The organism is Streptomyces solincola, assembly GCF_002982015.1.
Lineage (GTDB): Bacteria > Actinomycetota > Actinomycetes > Streptomycetales > Streptomycetaceae > Streptomyces > Streptomyces solincola.
The window spans coordinates 1-1,489 of the sequence record NZ_PVLV01000479.1; the positions used below are offsets into that span (position 1 = coordinate 1).

1 protein-coding gene is annotated in these 1,489 nt (G+C 76.6%); it reads left to right on the forward strand.

The features are described from left to right. Nucleotides 1-1,489 (forward strand): ANTAR domain-containing protein (locus tag C6N75_RS24995; RefSeq protein ID WP_146132667.1); only part of this gene is annotated, 1,489 nt, incomplete at both ends.

Sequence of the window (1,489 nt, forward strand, 5' to 3'; positions counted from 1 at the left end):
GGATGCCCTTGGCCAGCTCGACCAGCGCGCGACCGTCGGCGGCGGCGTGCGCCGTCTGCACCTCCTGCCGCCGCCGCCGACGGCCGCGCGCTGGTCGAGCTGGCCAAGGGCATCCTGGTCGAGCGCCTTCAGTGCGGGCCCGGCGAGGCGGCTCGGCAACTGGCCACGCTGGCCGATCAGTCCGGCGTGCCGGTGCTGGAGCTGGCCGCGGACATCCTCAACCGCACCGCGGCGGACCGGCTCTCCGACGCCGCCCAGGCGTTCCTGAGCGCGACGGCGGGCGAGGACGGCGGGCCGGAGCAGTCCGAGGCGGGCGGCGTCTCGGTGGGCGTGCGGCTGCGCACCGCGGAGAGCGGCAGCCTGGCCGCCGACGACAGCCAGGCGGTCGCCGAGTCGCTGCTGGAGCACGCGCTGGCGCCGCTCGGCGCGACCGGGGTGGCGATCTGGGCGGCCGGGCACGACGCCTCGTTCACGCTCGCCGGGCACGCCGGGTTCTCCGCCGAGGAGGCCCGCCGGTGGCGGTACGTCCCGCCGGGCGTGGCGACGGTGGCGCAGTCCGCGCTGCACCGGCGCGGGACGGTGTGGTTCGAGTCGCTGGGCGCCGGGTCGCTGCCGTCGATCGGCTGCCGGGAGGAGGGCGGCCGCGGCGGCCGGGCCGCGGTGCCGGCCGGCACCGGCGGGCGGATCGTGGGCGTGCTGGAGATCCGCTGGCCGCATCCGCTCGGGCCGCAGCCGCCGGCCGTGCAGCGGCAGGTCGAGGCGCTCGCCGAGCTGTGCGCGCACACCCTGGACACCCGGCCGCGCTACGCGCCCCAGCCCGCCGGGGCCTTCAGCGCGCTGGAGCAGGACGTCGCCGAGCTGATCGACGTGGTGGACAGCCTGTACGACCCGGTGCTGCTGCTGCTGCCGCAGCTGGACGCGGAGGGGCGGCTGGCCGACTTCCGCATCCACCACGCCAACCGGCGTTTCCTCGACCCGGCGGGGCGGCCGCGCAGCGCGGTGACCGGTTCGCTGTTCCTGGAGGCGTACCCGGTGTCGGCCGGCCGCAGCGAGCTGTTCGAGACCATCGAGCGGGTGTACGCGACCGGGGAGCCGTTCCGGGCCGAGCGGATGACGTTGACGGCGCTGGTGGACCAGGTGCCGCTGGAGGCGGTGGCCGACCTCAGCGTCAGCCGCTACGGCGGGGCGGTGCTGTTCATCTGGCGCACCGAGGACGAGGCGGCGCGGCTGGCGAGCCTCCTCCAGCACGCGCAGCGGCTGGGCCGGATCGGCGGGTTCGAGGAGAACGTGCGGTCCGGGGACATCACCTGGAACCAGCAGATGCACCATCTGCACGGGCTGCCGCTGACGGCTCCGCCGATCCCGCTGGAGCAGTTGCCCGCGTACGCCCACCCGGACGACGCCGTCGCCATCGGCCGTTTCCTGCGGACCCTGCTGCGCCACCGGCGGCCGGCCTCGACGGCGTTCCGGTTGCAGCGGCCGGACGGGG